Source organism: uncultured Sphingopyxis sp. (genome assembly GCF_900078365.1).
In the GTDB taxonomy this organism is placed as follows: Bacteria; Pseudomonadota; Alphaproteobacteria; order Sphingomonadales; family Sphingomonadaceae; genus Sphingopyxis.
Map to the genome: position 1 here is coordinate 2,857,487 of NZ_LT598653.1, position 23,345 is coordinate 2,880,831.

Genomic DNA, 23,345 nt, shown 5'->3' on the forward strand with positions numbered 1-23,345 from the left:
GAGGTCAAATGTCGAAAACCGTTACCGTCCTGTCGGGCCTGATCCGTCCGCTCGTCGAAAACCGCCTGCCCGGCTGGGTCGAACCGCGCTTCTTCGCGTCGAAAGAGGAGGCAATGGAGCTCGCGCCCCAAGCCGAGATCGGCTGGTTCGACATGTACGACAAGAAGGACATGGCCGCGGTCATCACCACCGCGACGCAGCTCAAATGGCTCAATTCGATCTACGCGGGGGTCGACGGCATGCCGCTCGACCTGCTCGCCGAGCGCGGCACGGTGGTGACGAACGGCGCGGGGATCAACGCGATCACCATCGCCGAATATGTCGTAATGGGCATGCTCACCATTGCGAAGGGCTATCGCGACGTCGTCCGCGCGCAGGAGCGCCGCGAATGGCTGCTCGATTCGCCCGGCAAGGTCGAGCTGTTCGGGTCGAAGGCGCTGCTCCTCGGCTATGGCGCGATCGGCAAGCTGATCGAGGAAAGGCTGAAGGCCTTCGCGGTCGATGTGACGGTCGTCCGCCGCTCGCCCGGAGCGAACACGCTGACCCCCGGCCAGTGGCGCGCGAAGCTCGGCGACTTCGACTGGGTGATCCTCGCGGTCCCCGCGACCCCCGAAACCGACGGCATGATCGGCGCGGCGGAACTGGCCGCGATGAAGCCGACCGCCACGCTGATCAACATCGCGCGCGGTAGCGTCGTCGATCAGGACGCGCTCGTCGCGGCGCTCGACGCGCAGCGGATCGCGTCGGCCTTTCTCGACGTGACGACGCCCGAGCCATTGCCCGCCGACGATCCGCTGTGGAGCCTCGACAACGCGCATATCACCATGCACCTGTCGGGCCGCGCGCAGGACAAGATGTTCGTCCGCTCGGCGCAGCGTTTCCTCGAAAACCTCGATCGCTGGAAAAAGGGCGAGCCCGTCGAACCGCGGGTCGATCTGACGCTGGGCTATTGAAGCCGTGATGTGGCTGCCCGCACTTTTTCTCATCGCCGGATCGGTGCCTGCTCCTGAATGTTCGGTGGACCGGGAGGCGATGCTCGCCTTGGACGAGCGCGCGTTCGATCAGGACATGAACGGCGGATGGCGCAGAGTGGCCGGGCGCTCCGGCTGCACGTCGGCAGCGGCAGATTTGATCGCCGCCTACCGGGAGGCTCACCCGGATCATACGACGATACTCTACTGGCACGAGGGGCAGTTGAGGGCCGATGAAGGACAAACCAAAGCGGCGATCGCGCTTTTTGAGCGATCGTATGACCGAGGGAATATCTGGAACATCGACTCCGGCTGGAACAGCTATGTCGATGCCACCATAGCCTTTCTGCGTCAGGATATGGACGGCCTGAAGGCCGCGAGACAAGCACTTGCCACACTACCGCCCCCGGCAGAGCAGCCCGGCGCAAGGCCCGAGGCGAAGGCGATCAAGACCCGGTCCTGGCCGCCCAATTTGGGCGTCGTGGATGGGTTGATCCGTTGCTTCAGCAAACCTTACCGCCTCGCTTATGGCGAGGCTTGCCGGTCAGGGAAGTCCCGGTGATCGCGCCGCGTCATCCCGGCCGTTCGGCCTTCAGCGCACGCACGAGCGGCTGCAGCTCCTCGTCATATCTGGCGAGCGTCGCGCGGACGCCGGCATTGTCATAGAAGCTGACGAGTTCGCGCCCGTTCCAGCGATGCAGCGCATAGGCCGGGTCTTCAGCGACGATCATCGGCCGTTCGTCGGGACGATCCGCGTCGATCGGGCGAAGGTCGAGCGACACCTGCGGCGCGGTCGACGAACAGATCGCGATCGTGCGCCCCTCCCACGCCACCGTCACGCTGCGGTGGAGATGCCCGCAGATCAGCCCGCGGACCTGCGGATGGCGGCGAACGACGCTGGAGAAGGTCTCCACCCACGGCTCGTCCGGATGAGTGTTCATCCATTCGATTCCGCTTTCGACCGGCGGATGGTGCATCACGATATAGGTCGGCTTGACCCTGTCCTTCGCCAGCTCGGCGTCGAGCCACGCCGCGCGCCGGTCGCAGAAGGCGCCGCCATGCCGGCCCTCTTCGAGCGTGTCGACCGTCACCAGCCGGAGTTCGGGAAGCTCGACCGTATATTGGACGAAGCCGTTGCCGTCGTCGAAGCCCGGAAAGTGCGCGTGAAAATTGTCGCGCAGGTCATGATTGCCAACGCTCGGCCACACCGGAAAGGGGCAGCGCGCGAAGATGTCGGCGAGCCGGCGATAGCTTTCCCCGTCGCCGCGGTCGGTGATGTCGCCCGTCGCCAGCAACAGATCGGGGCGGTTCGGCCCGTCGATCAGCATGCCCAGCACCCGGTCGAGGCGCTCGCGATTATATTCGGCCGGATTGCCCGGATCGAACCCGATATGAATATCCGTGATCTGTGCGATCAGCATATCGGCCCCCTGCCCCGGCCGGTTCCCCCCGACCGCCCAAAACCTATCCGCCCCGTCTTGCCCCATGCAAGGCGGGTGTGCGCCACGTCACTTCGTAAAGGCCCCGCCCCCCGGTTCCTGTGATCAGGCTCACACCATAGGTAGCACGCAGAGGTTTATTTGTGATTGCGGTCACATTTTTCTTGGCTCTGCGCTGCGGCATCCACGGTTTGCCGCCGTCCGAATGATATTCGTGACACATCGCGCATGGCGATTCGGTCGCGGTTTCGACCTTGACCAGCCGCGCGCCATTTTCGCCCACATGGCAGTCGCGGCACTGGCGGACGCCCGGCACGAGCAGGTCGGTCGACGCCTTCGACGCGGGCGCGGCGACGTGGCAATCGGCGCACGCGGTTTCCTTGTGCGCGTCATGGTCGAACCAGCCCTTTTGCAGATAGCGTGGCGTCTGGTCGACCGCCGCGACGCGCCAACCGTTCCCTGCTTGCGGCGCGAAGATCGTATGACAATCGTAACAGGCGCCGCCCTTCGAAAAGACCGCACGCACCGCATCTTCTGCGCGTGACGGCCGCACCGCGACCTCGTTGAAATAGATGTTGTAGACCTGCCCCTCGGCATAGGCGCCCGGCCGCCGCCGCTGCATCCCGCCGAGCTGGAGCGGCCGCGCCGGCGGCGCCGAGCGATAATAGGCGGTGAGGTCGGCCGCGACTTGATCGGGATCGCCATGCCGCAAGGTCCGCGTCACCCCGCCAACCGTCTCGAAAGCGAGGCTGTGGCACATCGCACAGTCGCGCTCCATCTCGACCGGCTTGACCCGCACCCCGTCGGCCTCGACGCGATGGCAATTTGCGCATTCGAGCTTCTTGCCGAAATCAAAGCGGCCGCGGAAACTCGCCGCCATGCGCGCGACCCCGCCGGTCGCCTGCAAGTGCATGTCGTGCGGGAATTTGAGGCCGTTGTAATCGACGACGCCCTTGGTCAGCGTCGTGCGCACCAGCTTGCCGCCGGTCGCGGGGCGGACGAGCGGGCGGAATTCGGGGTGGCTCGTCCCGAAATCACTGGCGTCGGCGAGCGTCGTCGGATGTCCCGCGGTCTTGAGCCGCGCCGACATGCCGTCGTGACAGTCGGCGCAGAATTTCTGCGGCGTCGCCGCCATCGGCCCCGCGCCCTCATGCTCGGTGTGGCAATCGACGCAGCGCCCCTGCGGCTTGTTGAAGGTCTTGGCGAAGCCCGCAAGGATGCGCTCGCCCACCCCCGGCGGGTGGCGCGCGGCGAGCAGCATCGCGGTCGGCGCATTGGCGTGCGCCGCGCTCATCGCCTTGTGCTCGCCGGTGTGGCACCCGACGCACGCCTTGTCGGTCACCGCGACGAAGGGCTCGACATGGCACGACTGGCAGTCGTTCTTCAGGCTCGCATGCGCGCTCGACAGCGGACCCGACAGCCACGCGCTGTCGGCATGATAGCCGTCGGGGCGCTCGTTCACATTTTTATAGCTGTACCAGGCCCAGATCGGCCCGATCAGGAAGGCGAGCAGCATCAACAGGCCGAACGCCCACGCCGCGATGCGCTTGCCGGGCATCGTCCCCGCGAGCGAAAAGGCCTTCGCCTCGTCGACGTCCTTCGACGATTGCGACAGCTCGTCGATCCGTTCGACGAGCAGGATGATCTTGTCGTCCTCGCGCGCGATCGTCAGCCGGTGCCCGCCGAAGCGCAGCTCGGCGCCCGCCGCGCTGTCGATGTCGGCCGCATCGACGCTGCGGCCGTTGAAATCGAACCCCAGCCCTTCGAGCGCCGCGACGCGCACATGGCGCCCGTCGCTGCTGCTGATCGTCGCATGGTGGGGGTTCACCGCCAGATCGGCGACATGGATGATGTTGCCGGCGTCGCGGCCGAGGGTGATCGTATCGCCCGGCAGCGCCTGGTCGCGGACGATCTGCTTGCCCGTCTTCGTCGTCGCGATGCGGCGGAGGATGAAGCTCATCGTCCGCGCCTCACCAGTAGAAGAAGACGCTGATGACATGCGCCGACAGCGCCGCGATCAGCGCGAAGGTCAGCGGCACATGCACATAGAGCCAGATTTCGAGCAGCGCCCGGATGCGAAGATGCTTGCGCAGCCGGGCCAGCGCCGCCTGCTTCTGGGACAGAAGCCCGATGACCTTTTCGCGCACCTCCGCCTCGCTGCTGCGCGACGCCGACAGGGCGCGATGGGCGGCCGCGGTCGCGCAATTGCGGTACCGCCCGCCGAGCCGCGCCCGGATACCGCCCGCGAACGGATCCTCGTCGAGCGCGGCGAGCACCGGCGCGGTGTCTTCGGGGGTCAACGGCTGCGCGGCGCTGTGCAACTGGCGGTCGAAGGCGCGGATCGCCTCGAGCATCTGCATCTGCGTCATCTCGTCGCGATTGTTCGAGAGCGCCTGCGGCAGCGTCGCATAGACGATGACGCCGTAGAGCCCCGACAGGATCACCAGCATCATCAGTGCCCAGGCGAGCGTGTGGACATTCCAGCCAAGCTGGAATCCCGTGTGCCAGGTGCCGATGACGATCAGGCTGAGCCCCAGATAGACATGCGCCGATGTCCACGCCTTCAGCGACCAGTGGCTGCTCGTCATCTTGCGCTTGCGATAGCCAAGCGCGGTGAGCCACAGGATCAGCAGCGCGCCGATCGTGCCGAGCGTATAGCCGTACCAGCTGCCGCCATTATGCCGCGGCGTGACGTCGATCAGCGCGTAGGAAGTGATGATCAGCAGGCACAGCCCGCCCGAAATCTTCGCCCAGCGAAAACCCGCATAGCGCAGGAAACCTTCGTGCCGCCGTTCACGGACCCGCTCGGTCTGCGTCGCCTTGTTACGGCGTCGCTCGAAAAGCGTCGCCATCAGTCCGCATCCTCCTCGAGCCGCGCGATCGACAGGAATTCCTCGGGCGACACGCGGATCGCGGCGCCGGTCGGGCACGCCCGGACGCAGGCGGGACCGCCCGATATGCCCTTGCACATGTCGCACTTGACCGCGATTTTCTTGGGCTTCTCGTCGCCCAATTGCTTCTTGGTCCATTTGGGCGACGGCTCGCCCGGCCCCGGGCCGAAACCGGTGAGCAGCCAGCGCAGCAGGCTGGGCTTCTCGGGCGGTGCGGCTTCCATGCGGATCACGCCATAGGGGCAGTTGCGCATGCAGTTGCCGCAGCCGATGCAGCCCGGCTCCATGAACACCTCGCCGTCGGGACCGCGGTGGATCACATTCGGCGGGCAGTCGGCCATGCAGTGCGGATGTTCGCAGTGGCGGCAGCTCGTCGGGACATGCAGGTGGGCGAAGGTCTTGCCCGCCTCGCGGTCGAGCCGCGACAGCCCCTCATGGCTGTCGGCGCACGCCTTTTCGCAATTGTCGCAGCCGACGCACAGATTCTCGTCGATCAGCAGCGCATCGGTCGCCTCGCCGAGCCCTTCCTTCATGATGAAGCTCGCGGTGTCCGAATAGAGGTCGACCGCGCTCGAATAGCTCGCCTTGCGCGATTCGATGAAGCTGTTCATCTGCGCACGCTCGGCGACCGCCGCTTCGGTCGCCTCGCGCACCTGCGGCCGCGCCGCGAGCATCTTGCGAAAGCTTTCGCCGGTGAGCTTGATCAGCTCGGCGCCGACCGCGGCCTTGACCGTGGCATTGCGCGGCGCACCGCTCAGCACGCCCATTTCGCCGAAGAAGCTGCCTGCCGGGAGATAACGGAGGAAGATCGGCTTGCCGCCGATATCCTTCTCGACCACCATCGATCCCGAGCGGATGACATAGACATCGTCGCCCTGCTCCCCCTCGGTCAGCACGACCTTGCCCGCGGGCACGCGCTCGACCTCGGCGGTGTCGACGACGGGACCCAGGTCCTCCACCGTCAGTCCGCCCTTGAAGATCTGGAGCAATTGCCGTTCGAGCGAGATGCGGTTGATCGCACGTTTCGCGCCCGGCACCGATGCCATCAGCTTCAATGCCGCGGTGCGCGACACCTCGACGAAGATGCTGTCCGCCCCCGCGCGGATCGTCGCGCCGCGCTTGCGCCCCGAAATCAGCCCGACCTCGCCGAAGATAGATCCCTGCTCGATCGGCACGGTGACGCCGGGTCCGACCTCGACCTCGGCAAAGCCGTCGGCGATGGCGAAGAGCGACGATCCCGGCTCGCCCTTCTCGAAGACGACATCGCCCTTGCGATAAAAGGCGACCTTCGAATCGAGCATGAATTCGCGCATTTGCAGCGGCGACACGTCGGCAAAGATGCTGACGCGCGCGCGCAGATATTCGAGCCACTCGCTCACCGATTTCTGCTGCGGCAGTCCGGCGAAGATCGCCGCGAGATCCTTTTCGTCCGCCGGGGTCAGGCCGCTATTGCCATTGATGAACTCGACGACGTCATAGCCCTGGTTCATGCAATGCTTGATCAGCGGATAACCCGCGAGCGCGCCGATCACGAAGATGCCCGGAACGGTCGATTCGAACGTCGGCGACAGCTTGGGAAAGGCCTCGCGGTCGGGTCCGGTGAACTCGATCCCCATCGATTCGACGAAAGCGCGCGGCGCGACCGATCCCAGCCGCGCGACGATGACGTCGCACGGAATCCGCTCCTCGCCGTCGGGCGTCTCGAGCGTCAGCCAGCCGGGCTCGACCTTCTTCGGCTGCGTCTCGGTGCGGATGCTCATCAACCCGTTTTCACCCGCCTCCATCATGTCGGAGACATTCTTCGCCTTGGCGCGCGCGAAATCCTTCGAGCGGTTGAGGATAGTGACCGTATTTTCGAGCGCCTCCTCGGCGACGCCGAGCGCATTTTCGATCCCCGCGTCGCCCGAACCGACGACGGTGATATGCCTGTCCTTGAAATCCTCGGGATCGTCGACCTGATAGATGATGTGCGGCAGGTCATATCCGTCGCAGCGCAGGCGGTTCGGATTGCCCTGCGTGCCGATCGCCAGCACGATATTCTCGGCCTGATAGACGTCGCCCTTGGCCGTCTTGATCGCGAACGCGCCCTGCTGCCCCGTCACCTCGACGACATCGGCGTGATACGCGACCTCGACCTTGTTGTTGACCGCATCCTCGTCCCAGTTGCCGAGGATATATTCGCGCGCGCCCTCGGCGAAACGGCAGTCGGAGCGGAGGTCGAGCCGCTCGGGCGTTGCGAGCACGCGCTTGCCCTTCTGATATTTGAAGATGGTGTCGGAAAGATGGTCGGTCTTTTCGAGCAGAATGTGGCTCATGCCGAGCTGCCCCGCGCGCGCCGCCGCGCTGAGGCCCGCCGGCCCCGAGCCGATGATCGCAACTTTGACGACCCCGCTCACGCCGGCGCACTCGCGCGGCCGAAGCGATCATCCACGATCAAGATGCTGGTGAACGCACGCACGGGCACCCCATTCCCCTCAATCGCTTCCCCAAGCGACCACAACTACGGATGCGACCCGGACTTATGTCCTGGGTGCAAGGCTATGCCCTTGAAAGCGGGAAAAGGTCAACCGATGAGGCGGAGATTTCCGTTGCTGCGACACGTTCGCAATTTCTAGGCGCGGAGCGCGTTCGCCCCTTACCCATCCCTTACCGTGCCGGTCGCACCTGATTGTCGACGCCGCTCACCGTCAGCTTCGGCTTGCCCGTTCCGGCGACCCGCCAGGTCACGACATTGTCGACGCCCGACACGCTGAGGGGCGCACCGGGGCGCAGGATGATACCGATCCGATTACCGACGCCGGTGACAGTCAGGCTGGGGCAATCGCCGATGAAGTCGATGTGATTGTCCGATCCCGACACTTCGGCGGGCCGCCCTTCGCAATCGATGCGGTGCGCCTGATCGACGCCGCTGATTGCCGCGCCGTCACGGGTTCCGGCGCCGCGGTTCGGTTGCGCGGCGAGCGGCGCGGCGGCGAAAGCGAGGTGGGCGGCAAGGACGGGAAGCAGATATTTCGCGGCGGCATGATGGCGGAACAAGCTCGTCTCCTCTGTTCCCCGCCTCGAAATCCCCTTGGGGTTCAATGACCTGTGACAGCCGCCGCGTCAACCGGCCGGTGGCGGTCAGGCGAGCTCGAACATTGCGGCGATGCGATCGGACTGCGTCTCCTCGAGGCGCGACCAGCCGTCAGGGCCGAGCTTTTCGAGCGGGCGGAAGCGCGCCTTGTACGCCATCCGCGCCGACCCTTCGATCCAGTAACCGAGGTAGACATAGGGCAGCCCGGCGCGCGCCGCGCGCTGGACATGATCGGCGATGATATAGGTGCCGAGCCCCTCGCGCAGCGGATGGTGCGCGTCGAAGAAGCTGTAGATCATCGAAAGCCCGTCGCCTTGCCGGTCGGTCAGGCAGCAACCGACGAGGCGGCCCTTGCCGCCATCCACCGCCGGCTCGCGATATTCGATCATATAGGAATCGACCGGGGTCTGCTCGACCATGTCGGCAAAATCCTGCTCGTCCATGTCGGCCATGCCGCCGTCGGGATGGCGCGAAGCGAGATAGGCGCGGAGCAGCGCATATTGTTCCTCGGTCGCCCACGGCTTGCAGGCGGTGGCGACCAGATCGCCGTTGCGGCGCAGGTTGCGCTTCTGCGAACTGCTCGGCGCGAATTCGGCAGCGCAGACGCGCACCGACACGCACGCCGAACAATCGGCGCAGCTCGGGCGATAGGCGACCGACTGGCTGCGGCGGAACCCGATGCGGCCGAGCGCGTCGTTGAGCTCGTTCGCATTGTTGCCGCTGAGCTCGGTGAACACCTTGCGCTCGGTCTTGCCCGCCAGATAGGGGCACGGCGCCGGGCTGGTGACGAAAAAGCGCGGAAAACGGAACGGTGCGGACACGCGAGAAAGACCTCCGGACTGGCGATGCGGAGCCCCCCGACGCGGGTCCGACGCGCTGTTTGCACCAACTATGCCGCGCGGCGTCAATGGTGCAAAGGCCATTTACCATTTTAGTCCGTCCCGTTCTGAATCAGGCAGAAAATTTTCTGAATCGTCCGGTAACTTTTGTGCCGATTTGAATCAGGGATAACCGTCGCCCCCGCGCAGGCGGGGGCCGCTGGAGGTTTACGAAGCCACGAAGGACAACGGCCACCGCGGCCCCCGACTTCGCGGGGGCGACGGATTATTGTCGATGGCCGCGAGTTCGCGTTTCGGTCAGCTATACCCGCGCAATTCGTCGCCGGTCAGCGTCGCGACATGGAGCACGTTGGTCGACCCCGGCGTGCCGAACGGAACCCCCGCCATCATCACGAGCTTCGCGCCCGCCTTGCCGATCCCGTGGCGCAGCGCCATGCGCTTGCCCTTGGCGATCATCTCCTCGAAGCTGCCGATATCCTTCGTCGGCACCGCATGGGCGCCCCACAGCAACCCCATGCGCCGCGCCGCTTCCTTCTTCGGCGTCAGCACCAGCAGCGGCGCGCCCGGCCGCTCGCGCGCGACGCGGCGCGCGGTCGATCCCGATGCGGTGAAACAGATGATCGCGTCGGCGGCGATCGTCGTGATGATGCTCCCCGCCGCCTCGGCGAGCGCATCGGCGGTCGTCGCGTCGGGCGCGGTCTCGGTGAAATGGAGGCGGCGGAAATAGTCGGGATCGCTTTCGACCGAACGCGCGATCGAATCCATCATGGTGACGGCCTCGACCGGCCAGGCGCCCGCCGCGGTCTCGGCCGAGAGCATGATCGCGTCTGCCCCGTCATAGACGGCGGTCGCGACGTCGGACACCTCGGCGCGCGTCGGCGAGGGCGAGACGATCATCGATTCGAGCATCTGCGTCGCGACGACGACCGGCTTGCCCATCCGCCGCGCGGTCGCGACGATACGCTTCTGGAGCGGCGGCACCGCCTCGGGGGGCAATTCGACCCCGAGGTCGCCGCGCGCGACCATCGCCGCGTCGGCGAGTTCGAGGATTTCCTCGATCCGCTGCACGCCCGAAGGCTTCTCGAACTTGACGAGCAGCGCCGCCTTGCCGCCGATCAGGCGGCGCGCCTCGGCGACGTCCTCGGGCCGCTGCACGAACGACAGCGCGATCCAGTCGACATGCTGTTCGAGCGCGAAAGCGAGGTCCTTGCGGTCCTTTTCGGTCAGCGCCGCGAGCGGGACGACGACGTCGGGGACGTTGACGCCCTTGCGGTCCGAAATCCGGCCGCCGACCTCGACGATCGTCTCGATGCGCTCGGGCGCGACGCTCTTCACGCGCAGCACCAGCTTGCCATCGTCGACGAGCAGCCGCGTATCGGGTTCGAGCGCGGCAAAGAGCTCGGGATGCGGCAGATGGACGCGGGTCGCGTCGCCCGGCGCCTTGTCGGCGTCGAGTATGAAGGGCTTGCCCTTGATCAGTTCGGCGGGGCCGTCCTTGAACGTCCCGACGCGCAGCTTCGGCCCCTGCAGGTCGACGAGGATCGTCGTCGGTCGGCCAGTCTCCTTTTCGAGCGCGCGGATCGCGGCGATCACCTTCGCATGGCCTTCATGGTCGCCGTGGCTCATGTTGACGCGAAAGGCATCGGCGCCCGCTCGGTGCAGCTGCGCGATCATCTCGGCATTGGCGCTGGCGGGACCGAGGGTCGCCAGGATGCGGACCTTGCGCTGGCGGGGGGTAAAGCTCTGAACCACAAATGCTCCGGTGACTGGATAGTTTAGGTCGGGGGGACGCTAGGGCAATGCCGCCTTGATACAGTCTAGGCAACAACCGTATAGCTATTCAATCATTCAACGGAGGAACCATGTCCTGCAGCGACGATCAGACGACCGGGAACGACGCGCTCGATAGCCTCGACGACGCCGTCGCGGCCGCCGCATTCCGCCGCCTCGTCCGCCTGCTCCAGCATCGCAGCGACGCCGCCAACATCGATCTGATGGGCCTTGCCGGCTTCTGCCGCAACTGCCTCGGCGACTGGATCGCGGAGGCGGGCGGCATGGACAAGGAAGCGGCGCGCGCGATCGTCCACGGCATGCCGACCGCGGAGTGGAAAGCGCACCATCACGTCGCGGCGACACCCGAACAGCTCGCGCGGATGGAAGAAAGCATGGCGAAGAACCCCTGACGCCGCTAGGTGGACGCCGAGGGCGATTCTCGCCACATCACCACCCAGCATCAGCGGAGTATAAAATGAGCGAAGCCACCGTGTCCGACGAACAACTGCGCCTTTTCATCGAGCGCATCGAGCGTCTGGAAGAAGAGAAGAAGGGCATCGCCGACGACATCCGCGACACCTATAACGAAGCGAAATCGCAGGGTTATGATCCGAAGATCATGCGCCAGATCGTCCGCCTGCGTAAGCTGCCGCCACACGACCGCAAGGAAATGGAAGCGATTCTCGACGTCTATAAATCGGCGCTGGGGATCGACTAGCGCCGTCTTCACCGGTTTCGCGGCGTTGCCAAACAGGTTGGCAGAAGCCAGAATGCCGGGCCATCGGGCCTAGCGAAAGGAACGGAATGCCGCTTTGACTGTGGATATTGCCCCCGCTGTGACCCCGCAACTCGTCAACACCGCGATCGTGTGGGGACTGCAAATCCTGTATGCCGGCGTCATCCTTGCCGCCGGGCTCTGGCTGGCGTTCTTCATTTCCAATGCGGCGCGGCGGCAGGCCGCGAAGCATCCGCGCATCGACGAGACGCTCGGCTCCTTTCTCGCACTGGTCATACGCTATGTGATCATCGCCTTCGTCGTGATCGCGGTGTTGCAGAAATTCGGGGTGCAGACGGCCAGCCTGGTCGCCGCGCTCGGCGCAGGAGCCCTGGCGATCGGCCTCGCGCTGCAAGGAACCCTGGGCAATGTCGCATCCGGGATCATGATCGCCTTCATGCGGCCGTACCGGATCGGCGATTTCGTCGAAGTCAATGGGCTCGAAGGGCAGGTCGTCGACCTCGACCTGTTCTTCACCCAATTGGAAACGCTCGACGACAAGCGGATTTACGTCCCCAACACCCAGGCCGTATCGAACCCGATCGTCAATTTCTCCCGCGAAGGAATCCGCCGCTGCATCCTCCTGTTCGGGATCGGCTATGACGATGATATCGACAAGGCGGCAAAGGCCGTCCGGGACGTGCTGATGGCGGACCCGCGGACGCGAACCGAACCGCCGATCTGGATCGGGGTGGACAATCTGGGCGAATATTCGGTCGATATTTCCGTGCGGGCGTGGACAAGCATCGACGATTATTTCCAGTACCGCGCCGACATGCTGCAATGGGTCAAGGAAGCCTTCGATCGCGAGGGTATCGACATTCCCTACCCGCACGGCGTCGAAATCAGCAAGGGCGAGATCGAATTGCGCATGCCGCCGATCAAGCCGCCAAGCCAGCCGCAGAACATATGAGTGCATCCGGCGGCTTATGCCTACACATAGCAGCTTAGAGTCAGCCCCTAGCCAGAAAAGATATATCCTATGTTCAGCACCACCACCAACAATGTCGAAGGTCGTCCGGTCCGCGAATATCTGGACATCGTCACCGGCGAGGTGATCGTCGGCGCCAATCTGTTCCGCGACCTGTTCGCGTCAATCACCGACATCGTCGGCGGCCGTTCGGGCAAATATGAGGACGTCCTCGCCCGCGCGCGCAAGGAAGCGATCGCCGAGATGGAAGCCGAGGCCGCACGCCTCGGCGGCAATGCGGTGATCGGCGTCGACCTCGACTATGAAGTGCTCGGCCAGAACGGCTCGATGCTGATGGTCAGCGCGTCGGGAACCGCGGTGACGCTGGGGTGAGTGCCCACATCCGTCCAGCCGCGTCGGCCGATGCCGCGCGCTGTGCCGAGATTTATGCGCCCTATGTCATCGACAATTGGGTCAGTTTCGAACGCGATCCGCCCGATGCGATTGAAATGGCGCGCCGGATAGAAGATTACGGGGCAAGCCATGGCTGGCTGGTTGCGGAAGTCGAAGGCCAAATTGCGGGATATGCCTATGGCTCGCCTCACCGCACACGAGAAGCGTATGCGACTTCGGCAGATGTCACGGTTTACGTCGATGTGGCTTTTGCACGTTCCGGAGTTGGGCGGCAGCTTTATGATGCACTGTTTCCGATTCTGAAGGATCGCAACGTCCACGCAATCTTTGCCGGAATTGCCTTGCCGAATGACGCAAGCATCGGCTTGCATGAAGCAATGGGCTTCAGGCCGGTCGGAATCTACCGCGAGGTCGGTTGGAAAATGGGCGGCTGGCGCGATGTCGGATGGTGGCAGCGGTTGCTTTGACGTTCGGTCCTGATGTAAGCGCGCCTCCAGTTCCTCCCAGCCAAAAAGAAGAGAGCCATGGCCGGCCATAGCAAATTCAAGAACATCATGCACCGCAAGGGTGCGCAGGACAAAAAGCGCAGCAGCCTCTTCTCGAAGCTCAGCCGCGAAATCACCGTCGCGGCGAAGATGGGCCTGCCCGATCCCGACGCGAATGCCCGTCTTCGGGCGGCGGTCAACGCCGCCAAGGCGCAGTCGATGCCCAAGGACAATATCCAGCGCGCGATCGACAAGGCCGCGGGCGGCGACGGCGAGAATTACGAGGAAATCCGCTATGAAGGCTATGGCCCCGGCGGCGTGTCGCTGATTGTCGAGGCGCTGACCGACAATCGCAACCGCACCGCGACCAACGTCCGCACCGCGTTCAGCAAGAACGGCGGCAACCTCGGCACCTCGGGCAGCGTCAGCCACGGTTTCGACCGGCTCGGCCTGATCAACTATGCCGCCAGCGCCGGCGACGCCGACACGGTGTTCGAAGCCGCGCTCGACGCGGGCGCCGACGACGTCGAATCGTCCGAGGACGGCCACGACATCTGGACGAGCACCGACAGCCTGCACGAAGTCGCGAAGGCGCTCGAGGGCAAGCTCGGCGAGGCCGAAGGCGTCAAGCTCGCGTGGCGCCCGACGCTGAAAAGCGAGGTTGCCGACGAGGCGGTCGCGCAGACCCTATTCAAGCTGATCGACACGCTCGACGACGACGACGACGTCCAGACCGTATGGGGCAATTACGAAATCCCCGATGCGGTGATGGAAAAGCTCGGGTGATCGGGCGCTTCGCCGCGACCGCATTGATCGCGGGCCTCCTCGCGGGGTCCGCCCCGATGGCGATGACCGCGCCCGCTGTGGCGGGACTTTGCAAGGCCGGCGAGGAACCGCTCTATTCGTGCCGCTTCGGCAGGAAGATCGGCAGCGTCTGTGGCGGCTCCGACCGCGTGACCTATCGCTTCGGCAGCGCAGCCAGAACCGAGATGGAAATCGCCAGCAAGCCCGACTGGTCGAACATCCGCCTGGGTTTCGTCAATGGGCAGCAGGGCGGGCATCAAAGCCACATCCGCTTCACGCGCGGCGACACGCATTATGTCGTGTTCGAGGGCGCAAACGGACAGGCCACGACGCGGCCCGGCTTCACCTATTCGGGCATCGCGATCGTCGCGGGGCCCGACGGCGGCAAGTCGCTGGGGCGGCTCGAGTGCGGCAACGGCCTAGACGCATCGGCGATGGCCGAGGCGGTCCGCGACCGTGCGCCGGCGGCGCTGCGCGAGCAGTTGAACGAAACGCTCGATGGCCCTTTCGACGGCTGGTTCTGACCCGGGGATCATTCTGGGCCTCGACCCCTCGCTCAGCTGCACCGGCTGGGGCGTCATCCGCGTCGAGGGCAGCCGGATCAGCCATGTCGCCAACGGGCAGGTGAAGACCGACGCCAAGGCGCCCCTGCCCGACCGACTCGCGCACCTCGACACAATGCTCGCCGCGGTGATCGCCGATCATGCGCCGATGTGCGCCGCGGTCGAGGAAGTGTTCGTCAACGACAATCCGCAATCGACGCTGAAGCTCGCCCACGCGCGCGGCGTCGTCCTGCTCGGCTGCGCGCGCGGCGGGCTGGCGGTCACCGAATATGCGCCGCGGCTCGTCAAGAAAGCGATCGTCGGCACCGGCGGCGCAGCGAAGGAACAGGTGCAGGCGATGCTGCGCGTGCTGCTGCCCGGCGCGAAAGTCGCAGGCCCCGACGCGGCGGATGCGTTGGCGGTGGCGATCTGCCATGCGAACCATCGGCCCCTGCGCTAAATCCTCCCGTCCGCTCGTCCTGAGCTTGTCGAAGGACCGTTCTTCTCTTAAGGAGAACAAAGAGTGAAAGAACGGCGCTTCGACAAGCTCAGCGCGAACGGATATTGGGGGGCTCGATGATCGCCAAACTCACTGGACGGCTCGACAGCAGCAGCGCAGGCCATGCGGTGATCGACGTCGGCGGCGTCGGCTATCTGGTCGAGGCATCGGCGCGCACGCTGGACGCGCTCGGCCCGGTCGGCGGCGACGTCACCATCCATACCGAGATGCTCGTCGGCGAGGATTTCCTGCGCCTCCTCGGCTTCGCCAAGGCCGAGGAACGCGACTGGTTCCGCCTGCTCACCAGCGTCCAGGGCGTCGGCGCCAAGGTCGCGCTCGCGATCCTCTCCGCGCTCGAAATCGGCGACCTGCAACGCGCGCTCGCCAGCGGCGACAGCGCGATGATCGCGCGTGCCAACGGCGTCGGGCCGAAATTGGCGCAGCGGATCGCGCATGAGCTGAAGGACAAGGCCGGCGCGCTAGGCGGAATCGCCGGCGGTGGCCCGGCCCTCTCCGCTACGTCCGGCCCGCTCGGCGACGCCGTCGCGGCGCTCACCGGTCTCGGCTTCAAGCCCGGCGAAGCAAGCACCGCGGTCGCGGCCGCAAGCGAAGAACTCGGTGCGGGCGCGAGCCTCGACGCGCTGGTTCGCGCCGCGCTCAGGAAGGCGGCCAAGTGACCGGCTGTGTCCGCAACGCATCCTGCCGCTGCGGCAAAATACGCATCGCCTGCACGGGCGAACCGATCCGCGTGTCGGTCTGCCACTGCCGCGAGTGCAAGGCGCGCAGCGGCAGCGCCTTTGCCGCGCAGGTGCGCTTCCCCGCCGAACAGGTCCGCATCGAGGGCGAAGCCAATGCGAAGATGTGGCAATATACCGGCGACAGCGGCAACACCGCCGACTTCTTCTTCTGCGCCACCTGCGGTTCGGGCGTCTGGTATCGGGCGCGGCCCTATCATGACGCCTATGCAATCCCGCTCGGCAATTTCGAGCCCGGCCACGGCTTCGTGCCCGATTATTCAGTCTATGAGGAGCGCAAGGAGCCTTGGGTTTCGATCACCGGCGAAGGGATCGAGCATTATGACTGAACCGGCCACCGGATCGGAACGCCCGCCCTATTATGTTTGGCTTGCCATGCGCCTGTTGGGCCTTTTGGGCATGCCCATGATAATTGTCGGATTCCTGTACGCAGTTGGCAGCCCAGTCGATAGCATCGACTTCCAGTTGGCTCTCGTGTGTCTTGTGGTTGGCGGGTTGATCGGCGACCGTGGGCCGGTCTGGCGCCGGGCAGAATACGACACATCGGAATTTTTCGAATATCTCGGGCGGCGCCTAGCGTCGAAGGGATGCCCCCAATGCGGACAGTCGGTCTTCGATAGAATGCCGCCCAGCGGCTTCGAGTTGGAAAGTGCGCGCCATTCCTTCTGGCCGACCCGCATTTGCTATGGTTGTGGCGGCGATACGACCCACAAACGTACGTCGATTCCGAAACCACCTCTTGATTAGCTGGCGATATGACCAGATTTGTAGATAAGGCGACGGCGTGACCGACCTCACCACCCCCCTGCGCACCCCCGAGGACGCCGACGCCGCGCTTCGCCCCAAATCGCTCGCCGAATTCGTCGGGCAAGCGGCGGCGCGCGAGAATTTGCGTATCTTCGTCGAGGCGGCGAAGGCGCGCGGCGATGCGCTCGACCATGTGCTGTTCTTCGGGCCGCCGGGGCTCGGCAAGACGACGCTCGCGCAGATCGTCGCGAAGGAGCTTGGCGTCGGCTTCCGCTCGACCAGCGGCCCGGTGATCGCCAAGGCGGGCGATCTCGCCGCATTGCTCACCAATCTCGAGGACGGCGACGTGCTGTTCATCGACGAGATCCACCGGCTGGCGCCCGCGGTCGAGGAGATTCTCTATCCCGCGATGGAGGACCGCGCGCTCGACATCATGATCGGCGAAGGGCCGTCGGCGCGCTCGGTGCGCATCGACCTGCCCAAATTCACCCTCGTCGGCGCGACGACGCGGCAGGGACTGCTGACGACGCCGCTGCGCGACCGCTTCGGCATTCCGGTGCGGCTCAACTTCTATACCCACGCCGAGCTCGAACAGGTGATTTCGCGTGCCGCGCGCCTGCTCGCGCTGCCGATCGCCACCGACGGCGCGCTGGAGATCGCAAAGCGGTCGCGCGGAACGCCGCGGATTGCGGGACGCCTGCTCCGCCGCGTGCGCGATTTCGCGACCGTTGCGGGCCATGCGGTCGTCGACGCGAGCGCCGCCGATGCGGCGCTCAACCGGCTCGAGGTCGATGCGCTCGGGCTCGACGCGATGGACCGGCGCTATCTCACGATGATCGCCGACATTTATCGCGGCGGTCCGGTCGGGGTGGAGACACTCGCGGCGGGGCTCAGCGAACCGCGCGACACGATCGAGGATGTGATCGAGCCCTATCTGCTCCAGGCCGGTTTGATCGCGCGCACCGCGCGCGGACGCATGCTCAACGCCAGCGCCTGGAAGCATCTGGGGCTCAACCCGCCCGCGGGATCGCAGGACGGACTTTTCGATCAGGCGAAATAGGCCGATTTCCGCGGCTTTCATTCCGCCAACCGCTCCCCATCTGCGACGAATCGTTTATGAGGGCTTTGCGGCGAGTCGCCCACCGGCTATCGGTCGGGAGAATGGTAAACGCCCCGCCTCCCTTTGTTCCCGGCGCCTTCGTCGGGGCCGAGCATCATTACCGGGCGCGCGTCTATTTCGAGGACACCGACCTGTCGGGCATCGTCTATCACGCCAATTATCTGCGCTATATGGAGCGCGCGCGGTCGGACATGCTACGGATCGCGGGCATCGACCAGCGCGCGGCGATGGAGGCAGGCGAAGGCGCGTGGGCGGTCACCGATCTCGCCATCAAATACCGCAGCCCGGCGAAGCTCGACGACGATTTGCTTGTCGTCAGCACGGTCGAGGCGGTGCGCGGCGCGAGCGTGATCATCGCACAGCGCATCCTTCGCGGAACTGACACGTTAAGCGGCGAGACATTGACACCCGTGATACTGACCGACGCGCAAGTGACCGCAGCCTTCCTCTCGCCCGGGGGCCGGCCGCGCCGCCAGCCCGCGGGGTGGGCCGACCGATTCACCGCCATCATGAATGGAGAGACTTTCCCTTGCTAGACAATATCTCGCTGGCCGCCGATGCGGCGACCTTGTCCCCGGTCGCGCTGTTCCTTCAGGCCGACATCATCGTGAAGGCGGTGATGATCGGCCTGCTGCTCGCGTCGATCTATGTCTGGGCGGTGATCTTCACCCACGGGCGCGGGGTCGGCAAGCTGATGAGCGCGTCGGAACGCTTCGAGCGCGATTTCTGGCGCGCCGACAATATCGACAAATTCTTCGACAAGAACAGCGGCGAGGACCTGCCGAGCGCGAAAGTGCTGTCGGCCGGAATCGGCGAATGGCGCCGGTCGACCAAGGGCAAGAATATCGATCGCGAAGGCACCCGCGAACGCCTCGGCATTGCGATGAACTCGGCGGTCGCGGGCGAAGTCGACCGGCTCGCCGAAAAGATCGGAACGCTGGCGACGATCGGCGCGGTCGCACCCTTCGTCGGGCTGTTCGGCACCGTCTGGGGCATTATGCGCAGCTTCACCGCGATCGCGGCGGAAAATAACAGCAGTCTCGCCGTCGTCGCCCCCGGCATCGCCGAAGCCTTGTTCGCGACCGCGATCGGCCTGTTCGCGGCGATCCCCGCCGTCATCGCCTATAACGCCTTTTCGCAGCGGCTGAACCGGCTCGAATCGCGGCTCGGTCGCTTTGCCGACGGGCTGCACGCGACGTTCAGCCGCGAACTGGAGGTCGAAGCCTGATGGCGATGTCCGGCCCCTCGGGCGGCGTCGGCGGCCGGCGCGGCCGCGGCAACCGCCGCGCGCCGATGGCGGAGATCAACGTCACCCCGCTCGTCGATGTGATGCTCGTGCTACTGATCATCTTCATGATCACCGCGCCGCTGCTCGCCTCCGCCGTGCCGATCGACCTGCCCGAAAGCCGGGCGAAGCCCGTCGAAACCGAGGATCAGGAACCGATTCAGCTGTCGGTCGGCGCCGACGACACGCTCTATATCGGCGAAGAAGTGGTGCCCGAAGCCGAGCTTCCCGCCCGTCTCGACGCGATCGCCCGCGCTAATGAGGGCGAGGACCGGCCGCGCCAGATCATGCTGCGCGCCGACAAGGGGCTCGATTACGGCCGCGTGATGCGCGTGATGGGCGAACTCAATCGCGCCGGCCTGACGCGGATTTCGCTGGTCACCACCGGCGCGAATGCTGAACCGGCCGCGGCGGTCACCGGCGGTTCAGAAACGGGGCGATAGGCTGGGACGATGGCCGAACAACGGGCATTCGGGGGGAAGGAAGGACGCGGCTTTGTCATCGCGGTGGCGGCGCATGTCCTGATCATCGGCCTGCTCTCGGTCCAGTGGACCGCGGGCGAGCGCCGTTTCGACAATCCGCCGATGGAGGTCGACCTGATCGCCGAAACCGCGGTGAAATCGACCGCACCGGTGATCAGCGAGACACCGCCCGCCGCGCGGCTGGGCGAAGAGGATGACGTCGATATTGCGGCGCCCGAGCCCATGCCGGCTCCGCCGCTTCCCGAACCCGTCGTGCGCCCCACCCCTGCCCCGACACCCAAGCAGGTCGCAAAGCCCAAGAAAGCGCCGCCGAAACAGCCGCCGGCCGCCAAAAAGGCGCAGCCCAAGGCTGCCCCCAAGGCGCCGCCCGCGAAGGACCGCCCCGCGCGCCCGACCGGACGGCTCGACGGCATCGCCGAAGGCCTGTCGAAATCGCAGCCCAAATCGCCAGCGAGCAAGGGCGCGCCCGCCGCGGCGACCGCGGCCGAGGTGCGCCGTTCGATCGACGTCAGCATCAAGGCGGCGGTCGCCCCGCGCTGGAACGGCTGCCGCGTTTCGGGGGTCGAGGTCGCCCAGCTCAAGACCGTCGTGAAATTCCGTCTGACGCAGTCGGGTGCGCTCGCAGGCTTCACCAGCGTCACCACGTCGGGCGAGACCGACAGCAACAAATTCCAGATTCCGCGCCACCAGGAATGCGCCAAACGCGCGGTGGAACTCGCCGCCCCCTTCGACCTGCCCGAAGAAAATTACAGCTTCTGGCAGAATTACACGCTCGATTTCATCAAGAGGTAAGAGAGATGCTTCTCCGTCCGATCAGCCTTTCACTCGCCCTGCTGCTGACCACCGCGCCGGTGCTCGCGCAGACCGCCCCGACCCCGCCCGCGGTTACCCCGACGACGCCGCGCGAGACGGTCGAGGGCGAATTGTCAAACGAACGCACGGTTATCGGCATCCCGCCTTTCGCCACCGCGTCGGTGCAGACGGTCGCCGGGCTGCGCACCGACAGCCTCGGCCGCCAGCTCGCCGACGTCATCGCCGCCGACCTCGAGCGCAGCGGCCTTTACGAGCCGATCGGCCCGAACGGGGTCCGCGCGATCACCCGCGCCGAGGTACAGGCGCCGCGCTTCGCCGAATGGCAGGCGCGCGGCGCCGAAAATGTCGTCCACGGCTTTGTGGACGCCGGATCGAACGGCAGCCTGATCGTCGGCTGCTATCTTTACGACACCGCGCTCGGCAGCGAGCTGGTGCGCAAGGGGTTCGAGATCCAGCCCGCCGACTGGCGCCGCGCGGCGCATAAATGCGCCGACGCCATCTATTCGCGCCTGTCGGGCGAAGCGCCCTTCTTCGACAGCCGCGTCGCCTATATCGCCGAGAGCGGGCCCAAGGGGAATCGCATCAAGCGGCTCGCGATCATGGATTCGGATGGCGGCAACCACCGTTTCATCACCAACGGTCAGGCGCTTGCGATCAGCCCGCGCTTCTCGCCGGATTACAAGAAGATCGTCTACGTCTCCTATTTGAACAACCGCGTCCGCGTCTTCGTCTACGACGTCGCGTCTGGGACGCAGAAGCTGGTGACCGAAAGCGCCAACGCGACCTTCGCGCCGCGCTGGTCGCCCGACGGCACGCAGATTCTCTATTCGATGGCGGTCGGCGGCAACACCGACATCTATCGCATCTCGGCCAATGGCGGCACGCCGGTGCGGCTGACGAACACGCCCGGGATCGACGTCGGCGGCAGCTTCTCGCCCGATGGCAGAAAGATCGTCTTCGAAAGCGACCGGTCGGGCAGCCAGCAAATCTATGTGATGAACATCGACGGGTCGAACCAGCAGCGGATCAGCTTCGGCGGCGGGCGTTATGCGACCCCCGAATGGTCGCCGCGCGGCGACCTGATCGCGTTCACCCGCATGGGCGGCGGCGAATTCCGCATCGGCGTGATGACCCCGTCGGGCGGCGGGGTGCGGATGCTGACCAACAGCTGGCAGGACGAGGCGCCGACCTGGTCGCCGAACGGCCGCGTCATCCAGTTTTTCCGCACGACGCGCGGGCGCGAAGGCAAATCGAGCCTGTGGCAGGTCGATCTGACCGGGGTGAACCTGCGCCGCCTGCCGACGCCGCAGGACGGATCGGATCCCAGCTGGGGCCCGGTCCTGCCTTGAGCAAAGCGGAACCAAAACGCCCGGCTCGGGTTCAAATATCGCGTCCGGCCGGTTCTTTTTGCCTGCAGAATGATTTCCCAACAACAACAAGAGGACAGAAAACATGACGATACGGAAAAGCACCGCGATGATCGCGGCGATCACCATGCTTGCTGTTGGCGCCTGCGCGAAAAAGGCTCCCGACACGCTGCCTCCGGCCCCCGAAGGCACCGGAACCGACCCCGGCGCGGGCACGGGCACCGGTGTGATCCCGGGGTCACAGGAAGATTTCCTCGCCAGCGTGGGCCTGGAGGGCGACCGCATCTTCTTCGACTTCGACCAGTATAACGTCGACGCGCAGGATCAATCGACGCTGCAGAGCCAGGCGCAGTGGCTCCAGCGCAACCCCGCAGTTCGCGTCACGCTCGAAGGCCATGCCGACGAACGCGGCACCCGCGATTACAATATCGCCCTCGGCGAACGCCGCGCCAATGCCGCGAAAAATTATCTGGCGTCGCTCGGCATCGACCCGAGCCGCATCAACGTCATCAGCTATGGCAAGGAACGTCCGGCCGAACTCGGCTCGACCGAAGCAGCCTATGCCAAGAACCGCCGCGCGGTCACCGTGGTTATCGGCCAGTAAGCCAGCGCCAGATGGGCGCCGCGGCGAATGCCGCGATGCTCAGGAAAACACCGAAGGGGACCCGTCGCTCGGCGAGCGGCCGGTCCCCTTTTCGTTGCGCGAACAGGGCCCAGCCGATCCCGCCGGCGCTCGCGAGCAGCAGTAGCAGTGGCAGTGCCTGCCACCCGGTCCAGCAGCCGATCGCCGCGACGAGTTTCGGATCGCCGCCGCCCATGCCCTCCGCGCCGCGCGTCCGCTTGTAACCCCAGGCCAGAAGCGCGAGCGTCATCCCGCCCGCGACGGCGCCGATCCAGCGATCGAGCAATCCCGCTCCGAACAGCGGTCCCGCCAACAGCAAGCCCGTGACCGCCAGCAGCGCGCCGAGCCGGTCGGGCAACCAGAAGTGGCGCGCATCGAGCAAGGCGAGCGGCAGGAGCAGCCAGCCGAAAAGCGCCCATAGCCAGCCGGTGATCCCGGGCATCAGGGCGAGCGCGATCATGCCGATCAGCGCCGACCCCGCCTCGACACGCGAATGAAAGCGATCGATCGGCGCGCCGCACGTCCGGCAGCGCCCGCGCGCGGCGAGCGCCGAGAGCAAAGGGATCAGATCGAGCGCGCCGAGCGGACGTCCGCACCCGTCGCACTGCGATCGCCCCAGCACCGACCGGCCCGCGGGCCAACGCAGCACCAGCGTCGCGATGAAGCTGCCGAGGATCAAGCCGATCAGACCGGCAAGGGCGATGCCCGTGCCGAAGGGCAAGGCATCGAGATATGTCAC

General features: G+C 65.7%; 28 protein-coding genes. 20 read left to right on the forward strand and 8 right to left on the reverse strand.

All coding sequences use genetic code 11. The features are described from left to right. The first annotated feature begins 8 nt into the window (after nucleotides 1-8). Both QZL87_RS13165 and QZL87_RS13170 read left to right on the forward strand, forming a co-directional pair. Entirely contained in the window at nucleotides 9-953 is a 945-nt protein-coding gene (locus QZL87_RS13165; RefSeq protein ID WP_295320108.1) for a D-2-hydroxyacid dehydrogenase, read from the forward strand. 7 nt (nucleotides 954-960) lie between these two features. Continuing rightward, nucleotides 961-1,533 (forward strand): hypothetical protein, encoded by a 573-nt coding sequence (locus QZL87_RS13170; protein WP_295320111.1) that lies wholly within the window; start codon nucleotides 961-963, stop codon nucleotides 1,531-1,533. Between the two features lie 10 nt (nucleotides 1,534-1,543). Here QZL87_RS13170 and QZL87_RS13175 read toward each other — a convergent pair whose 3' ends face one another. From QZL87_RS13175 to pyk, 7 genes are all read right to left on the reverse strand, one after another. Next, complete coding sequence (locus tag QZL87_RS13175) at nucleotides 1,544-2,392, reverse strand: metallophosphoesterase (RefSeq protein WP_295320114.1); 849 nt, start codon at nucleotides 2,390-2,392, stop codon at nucleotides 1,544-1,546. Between the two features lie 43 nt (nucleotides 2,393-2,435). Beyond that, nucleotides 2,436-4,370, reverse strand: coding sequence for a cytochrome c3 family protein (locus QZL87_RS13180; protein ID WP_295320116.1), 1,935 nt, complete (start codon nucleotides 4,368-4,370; stop codon nucleotides 2,436-2,438). Nucleotides 4,371-4,380: 10 nt separating this feature from the next. Continuing rightward, entirely contained in the window at nucleotides 4,381-5,262 is an 882-nt protein-coding gene (locus QZL87_RS13185; protein WP_295320118.1) for a hypothetical protein, read from the reverse strand. Continuing rightward, nucleotides 5,262-7,697 carry a cyclic nucleotide-binding domain-containing protein gene (locus QZL87_RS13190; protein WP_295320120.1) on the reverse strand — a complete coding sequence of 812 codons (2,436 nt, stop codon included), beginning with the start codon at nucleotides 7,695-7,697 and terminating at the stop codon, nucleotides 5,262-5,264. Before QZL87_RS13190 ends, QZL87_RS13185 begins: the two co-directional genes overlap by 1 nt. A 250-nt stretch (nucleotides 7,698-7,947) precedes the next feature. Next, a complete protein-coding gene (locus tag QZL87_RS13195) occupies nucleotides 7,948-8,337 on the reverse strand; it encodes a DUF3060 domain-containing protein (protein ID WP_295320122.1) in 390 nt (129 codons plus the stop codon). Nucleotides 8,338-8,421: 84 nt separating this feature from the next. Beyond that, entirely contained in the window at nucleotides 8,422-9,195 is a 774-nt protein-coding gene (locus QZL87_RS13200; protein WP_295320124.1) for an arginyltransferase, read from the reverse strand. 315 nt (nucleotides 9,196-9,510) lie between these two features. Further along, on the reverse strand, nucleotides 9,511-10,965 hold the full coding sequence (pyk, locus tag QZL87_RS13205) for a pyruvate kinase (protein ID WP_295320127.1): 1,455 nt from the start codon (nucleotides 10,963-10,965) through the stop codon (nucleotides 9,511-9,513). Nucleotides 10,966-11,075: 110 nt separating this feature from the next. Between pyk and QZL87_RS13210 the strand changes: the two genes are divergently transcribed. From QZL87_RS13210 to pal, 18 genes are all read left to right on the forward strand, one after another. Further along, nucleotides 11,076-11,396, forward strand: a complete 321-nt coding sequence (locus QZL87_RS13210) for a DUF1244 domain-containing protein (RefSeq protein ID WP_295320130.1) — start codon at nucleotides 11,076-11,078, stop codon at nucleotides 11,394-11,396. Nucleotides 11,397-11,461: 65 nt separating this feature from the next. Then, the gene (locus tag QZL87_RS13215) at nucleotides 11,462-11,704 is read left to right on the forward strand and encodes a DUF2312 domain-containing protein (protein ID WP_011540653.1); all 243 of its coding nucleotides are present in this window, start codon (nucleotides 11,462-11,464) and stop codon (nucleotides 11,702-11,704) included. 118 nt (nucleotides 11,705-11,822) lie between these two features. Continuing rightward, the gene (locus QZL87_RS13220; protein ID WP_295320132.1) at nucleotides 11,823-12,674 is read left to right on the forward strand and encodes a mechanosensitive ion channel domain-containing protein; all 852 of its coding nucleotides are present in this window, start codon (nucleotides 11,823-11,825) and stop codon (nucleotides 12,672-12,674) included. 69 nt (nucleotides 12,675-12,743) lie between these two features. Beyond that, a complete protein-coding gene (locus tag QZL87_RS13225; protein ID WP_295320134.1) occupies nucleotides 12,744-13,064 on the forward strand; it encodes a heavy metal-binding domain-containing protein in 321 nt (106 codons plus the stop codon). Next, entirely contained in the window at nucleotides 13,061-13,552 is a 492-nt protein-coding gene (locus QZL87_RS13230) for an arsinothricin resistance N-acetyltransferase ArsN1 family B (RefSeq protein ID WP_295320136.1), read from the forward strand. Before QZL87_RS13225 ends, QZL87_RS13230 begins: the two co-directional genes overlap by 4 nt. Before the next feature lie 57 nt (nucleotides 13,553-13,609). Then, nucleotides 13,610-14,356 (forward strand): YebC/PmpR family DNA-binding transcriptional regulator, encoded by a 747-nt coding sequence (locus QZL87_RS13235; RefSeq protein ID WP_295320138.1) that lies wholly within the window; start codon nucleotides 13,610-13,612, stop codon nucleotides 14,354-14,356. Next, entirely contained in the window at nucleotides 14,353-14,898 is a 546-nt protein-coding gene (locus tag QZL87_RS13240; RefSeq protein ID WP_295320141.1) for a hypothetical protein, read from the forward strand. Before QZL87_RS13235 ends, QZL87_RS13240 begins: the two co-directional genes overlap by 4 nt. Next, nucleotides 14,873-15,376: a crossover junction endodeoxyribonuclease RuvC gene (gene ruvC / locus QZL87_RS13245; RefSeq protein ID WP_295320143.1), complete on the forward strand. Its 504-nt coding sequence runs from the start codon at nucleotides 14,873-14,875 to the stop codon at nucleotides 15,374-15,376. The genes QZL87_RS13240 and ruvC overlap by 26 nt, the downstream gene beginning before the upstream one ends. 116 nt (nucleotides 15,377-15,492) lie before the next feature. Next, nucleotides 15,493-16,092 carry a Holliday junction branch migration protein RuvA gene (gene ruvA / locus QZL87_RS13250; RefSeq protein WP_295320146.1) on the forward strand — a complete coding sequence of 200 codons (600 nt, stop codon included), beginning with the start codon at nucleotides 15,493-15,495 and terminating at the stop codon, nucleotides 16,090-16,092. After that, nucleotides 16,089-16,499, forward strand: coding sequence for a GFA family protein (locus QZL87_RS13255; RefSeq protein ID WP_295320149.1), 411 nt, complete (start codon nucleotides 16,089-16,091; stop codon nucleotides 16,497-16,499). Before ruvA ends, QZL87_RS13255 begins: the two co-directional genes overlap by 4 nt. Further along, entirely contained in the window at nucleotides 16,492-16,917 is a 426-nt protein-coding gene (locus QZL87_RS13260) for a hypothetical protein (RefSeq protein WP_295320152.1), read from the forward strand. Before QZL87_RS13255 ends, QZL87_RS13260 begins: the two co-directional genes overlap by 8 nt. A gap of 37 nt (nucleotides 16,918-16,954) precedes the next feature. Continuing rightward, nucleotides 16,955-17,977, forward strand: a complete 1,023-nt coding sequence (ruvB, locus tag QZL87_RS13265) for a Holliday junction branch migration DNA helicase RuvB (RefSeq protein ID WP_295320153.1) — start codon at nucleotides 16,955-16,957, stop codon at nucleotides 17,975-17,977. Between the two features lie 101 nt (nucleotides 17,978-18,078). Then, a complete protein-coding gene (locus tag QZL87_RS13270; RefSeq protein WP_295320156.1) occupies nucleotides 18,079-18,573 on the forward strand; it encodes a YbgC/FadM family acyl-CoA thioesterase in 495 nt (164 codons plus the stop codon). Continuing rightward, complete coding sequence (tolQ, locus tag QZL87_RS13275; RefSeq protein WP_295320158.1) at nucleotides 18,567-19,265, forward strand: protein TolQ; 699 nt, start codon at nucleotides 18,567-18,569, stop codon at nucleotides 19,263-19,265. The genes QZL87_RS13270 and tolQ overlap by 7 nt, the downstream gene beginning before the upstream one ends. After that, on the forward strand, nucleotides 19,265-19,765 hold the full coding sequence (tolR, locus tag QZL87_RS13280) for a protein TolR (protein WP_295320159.1): 501 nt from the start codon (nucleotides 19,265-19,267) through the stop codon (nucleotides 19,763-19,765). The genes tolQ and tolR overlap by 1 nt, the downstream gene beginning before the upstream one ends. Before the next feature lie 9 nt (nucleotides 19,766-19,774). Then, nucleotides 19,775-20,596, forward strand: coding sequence for a hypothetical protein (locus QZL87_RS13285; RefSeq protein WP_295320161.1), 822 nt, complete (start codon nucleotides 19,775-19,777; stop codon nucleotides 20,594-20,596). Nucleotides 20,597-20,601: 5 nt separating this feature from the next. Beyond that, on the forward strand, nucleotides 20,602-21,966 hold the full coding sequence (gene tolB, locus QZL87_RS13290; RefSeq protein ID WP_295320164.1) for a Tol-Pal system beta propeller repeat protein TolB: 1,365 nt from the start codon (nucleotides 20,602-20,604) through the stop codon (nucleotides 21,964-21,966). A gap of 109 nt (nucleotides 21,967-22,075) precedes the next feature. Continuing rightward, nucleotides 22,076-22,588, forward strand: a complete 513-nt coding sequence (gene pal / locus QZL87_RS13295) for a peptidoglycan-associated lipoprotein Pal (protein ID WP_295326888.1) — start codon at nucleotides 22,076-22,078, stop codon at nucleotides 22,586-22,588. Here pal and QZL87_RS13300 read toward each other — a convergent pair. Beyond that, complete coding sequence (locus tag QZL87_RS13300; RefSeq protein ID WP_295320166.1) at nucleotides 22,575-23,345, reverse strand: A24 family peptidase; 771 nt, start codon at nucleotides 23,343-23,345, stop codon at nucleotides 22,575-22,577. The genes pal and QZL87_RS13300 overlap by 14 nt on opposite strands.